Source organism: Bradyrhizobium sp. Leo114 (genome assembly GCF_055229415.2).
In genome coordinates this window covers 1-3,332 of record NZ_JBUYEN020000134.1, presented here as the reverse complement: position 1 = coordinate 3,332, position 3,332 = coordinate 1, and the positions used below count along the sequence as shown (strand labels likewise).

Annotated in this window: 2 protein-coding genes and 1 pseudogene; 1 reads left to right on the top strand and 2 read right to left on the bottom strand. The window is 55.3% G+C overall.

What is annotated here, in order from left to right:
• Positions 1–1,256, top strand: a 1,256-nt coding sequence (locus ACZIRK_RS44825; protein ID WP_463703244.1) for a phosphatase domain-containing putative toxin, incomplete at its 5' end; no start/stop codon positions are given.
• Positions 1,257–1,439: 183 nt separating this feature from the next.
• On the opposite strand, the pseudogene ACZIRK_RS44820 reads toward ACZIRK_RS44825, so the two are convergent.
• Positions 1,440–2,553, bottom strand: a pseudogene (locus ACZIRK_RS44820) (IS3 family transposase); the annotation flags it as partial.
• Positions 2,554–2,725: 172 nt separating this feature from the next.
• Positions 2,726–3,163 (bottom strand): hypothetical protein, encoded by a 438-nt coding sequence (locus tag ACZIRK_RS44815; RefSeq protein WP_130232035.1) that lies wholly within the window; start codon positions 3,161–3,163, stop codon positions 2,726–2,728.
• Between the last annotated feature and the right edge of the window lie 169 nt (positions 3,164–3,332).

Here is a 3,332-nt window from a genome sequence, read left to right as displayed (position 1 = left end):
AAATCCTGCACACTCGGCGGCAGCAACTGCGGCTGATCAATCTTCCACGGCCGAAAATACTTGCTCATGGACCAAATCGATCACACTCCCGCCCAATTGAACAGGGAATACTCGGACAGGCTCCTAGCCTGCGTGATTTGGAACTATCTTTTTGCTGTTCAAAGGAGAGACTTATGCGGTGTGGTCCCGGCAAGCCTGTCGGTCTTTCATATCAGATGCCGCCGCCAGATGCGGATCTCGGCGCTCGCGCTCCAGCCTCATCGAGCGTTGACTCACGCAAGCCATTTAGAATTCCACCGACAACAATACCGAAGAAAATACCCGACCAAAATCCGCCAAGACTTGTATATGACAAGATTGAACCCCCTAGATTTCGCACCACATCCGATACATCTGGGTTGGAGAGATGCGACTCGACCGGGTTTCACGGTTTAAGCTTGTCTGGGAGTGCTCAATTTTCTGAGCGGCAGCTAGAAGAACTAATTACACTGACACATCCAAAACGGCTCGTCATTGTAGATACTAGGCAAGAGTTCCATGGATTCGCAAATGGAGAACCAATATCCTGGTTTGCCGCAGATAATCATAATTGGGGTAACGTGGAAAAGCCTGCTGACATTATTCCCGCGAAGGAGACAAAGAAGCTCGCAAAACTACCGACTAAATTTCCTTTTGGTCTGACCATAGAATCCGGGAGTGTCGTAAAAGGAAAGGCTTCTTCGGCGCCTCCAATGGTTCTCGACTTCGGTGAAGTGAAAATAGAAACGGAAGAGGAATTAGTTAAAAGAAAGGGTGTCGCGTATCTGCGTATTCCGACACCAGATCATGCGCGCCCCACCGATGCTGAAATAGATAAACTTGTATCGGAGTTGCGAAACCTCGCTCATGCGGGTGATGTTCATTTGCATTTTCATTGCCGGGGCGGCATGGGGCGTACAACGCTGCTGATGACCCTAGCAGATATGTTGTACAATGCCGACAAAGTGCAATGTGCAGACATCATAGAACGCCAGATAAGATTAAGAAGGCGCGACGAATCTACAACAAGCAAGGCGGCAAAGGAGGTGTTGCGGAACGAAAAAAGCGAGCTAATGGACACTTTTTTTCAGTATGCAAAAGAACAACCTCTTGAAAAAGCGGAAGCCATTTCCTGGACGGAATGGCTAGCTTTAAAAGCACGTCATGAGCATCAGATGTTCGATGCATCCAGTTGCGGTATGCCGCCGACCGCGCCTCCCGGCAATAGGATGCCGTGAAATGGACCCCGCGTGGCGGGACCGCTTGAACCGGTTTCTTAGATGGAAGCTGACCGCTCTATGTTGAAAGCCATTCACCTTGGGAAAGCTTGCTGATGTTGCCGTGGGCATGTTGTCAACGCGGCAGCGTTGTCCACCATGTCCACAGCCTTCGCGGCCGGCATCCGTTCGCGCCAGACCGCCATCGGGGTGCGATAGCCGTGCGCCTGATGAAGGCGACAGGCGACGATCGTTGTAGAAGGCGATCCAGCTTGCGACCCCTGCCTTGGCCTCGCGGCCGTCGGCATAGCCTCTGAGATAGATGTCCTCATGCTTGAGCGACCGCCACAGCCGCTCGATGAAGACGTTGTCCATCCAACGACCGCGGCCATCCATGGAGATCTTGATCCCTGCACCCGCCAACGCGCCGGTGAACGCCGCACTGGTGAACTGACTGCCCTGGTCGGTGTTGAAAATCTCCGGCGTGCCGTACTTCGCCAGCGCCTCTTCCAGAGCCGCCACGCAGAACGAGACGTCCATCGTGTTCGACAACCGCCACGCCAGAACCGCACGGCTCGCCCAGTCGATGATGGCGACGAGATAGAGAAAGCCGCGGCCGATGGGCAGATACGTGATGTCGGCCGCCCACACCTGGTTCGGCCGGTCGATCGTCATGTTGCGCAACAGGTAGGGATAGATCTTATGGCCCGGCGCCGGCCTCGTCGTGTTCGGCTTCGGTCCCAGCGCCGCGATGCCCATCTTGCGCATCAACCGCTGCACGCGCTTGCGATTGACCTGAAGCCCCTCCGCCTTCAACATCGCGGTCATTCGCCGCGAGCCCAGGAACGGCCAGGCGGTGAACAGCTCGTCGATCCGCCGCATCAGGGCAAGGTCGTTGTCGTTGGCCGGCCGTGGCGGCCGGTAGACCCCAGAACGGGCGATGCCAAGCAACATGCATTGCCGGCGGATCGACAGCGCCTGGTCGGCGCGATCGAGCATTCCTCGACGGTCCGGCGTGCTCATCTTCCCATCTTCCGGACCTCCGCGCTAAAAAATCGCGCTCGACTGTCAGTTGTCCGATCTTGGCATGCAGCTTCTCGATCTCGCGTTCGCGAGCGTCCTCGCTCTCGCGCCCGACACCCGCGTCAAAAGCCCGGGTCGCCTGGTCCAGCAGCTGCTTCTTCCAGGCATAGATCTGGTTCGGGTGAACCTCATAGCGCTGGGCCAGATCGGCCACCGTCGCCTGCTCCCGCACGGCTTCCAGCGCGATCTTTGCCTTCAACGCCGCGTCGATCTTCCGTCGTGTCTTCGTCGTCATCATGCGCTCCGTCTATCAAGCGGAGCGGCCCTTTTCCAACTTAGCCTCTGGTCCCAAAACCGGGGTCCATTTCACATCCACCGTCGCACTTGCATTCATTGCAACTGTGAGGACAGTTGGGCAGAACTGGGATGATTGCCCCCGTCCTGTACTACTCATTTGTTGCCGTCTCTCAACGAAAGTTGCCAATGATCACCTCCTTGATCTTTTGATCTTTTGAAAGAAGGTTAGACATCAGTGCAGCAACATCATTGAGCTTAGCAAGCAGCCCTTGCAGAAAAATCAACGCCATCTGCCCTTCGCTATTGGCACTGTCAATCGCCGCCTTAAGGTTGTTGATGGCAGCGTCGAACTGTGACTGCACACCTCTCTTGTCGGATTTCTCCGTCTCGATGGAGATGCCGTGTGCCTGCATCCATTCAAACACATCCTGAGTCTTGCCTTGCGAATCGACGAAGCTGCCGTAGTCTCTAACCGTCTTTTCATCGGTAGGTCGATTGGTGCGCAGGGCCGCCAATGCCTTATTCATATCTTTCAGCAAACTGCTTCGCGCTTGCATATCGTCGAATTCGGATCGGATTTGATTCTGGTAGATGTCATGCCGTTCCATCAGGGGGATGTCCCGATCGGTGTTGAACTACGTCGGGCCGAAGTTGCCAGAATGAATGTTACGCGGCCCTTGTGACATGGGCAACGGGCTTGATCGTCATGGGATTGTGGTGAGCTTGAAGGGCCGCACGCAGAATCGCCAATTGCTGATGTGCCTTCAATCGTCGGAA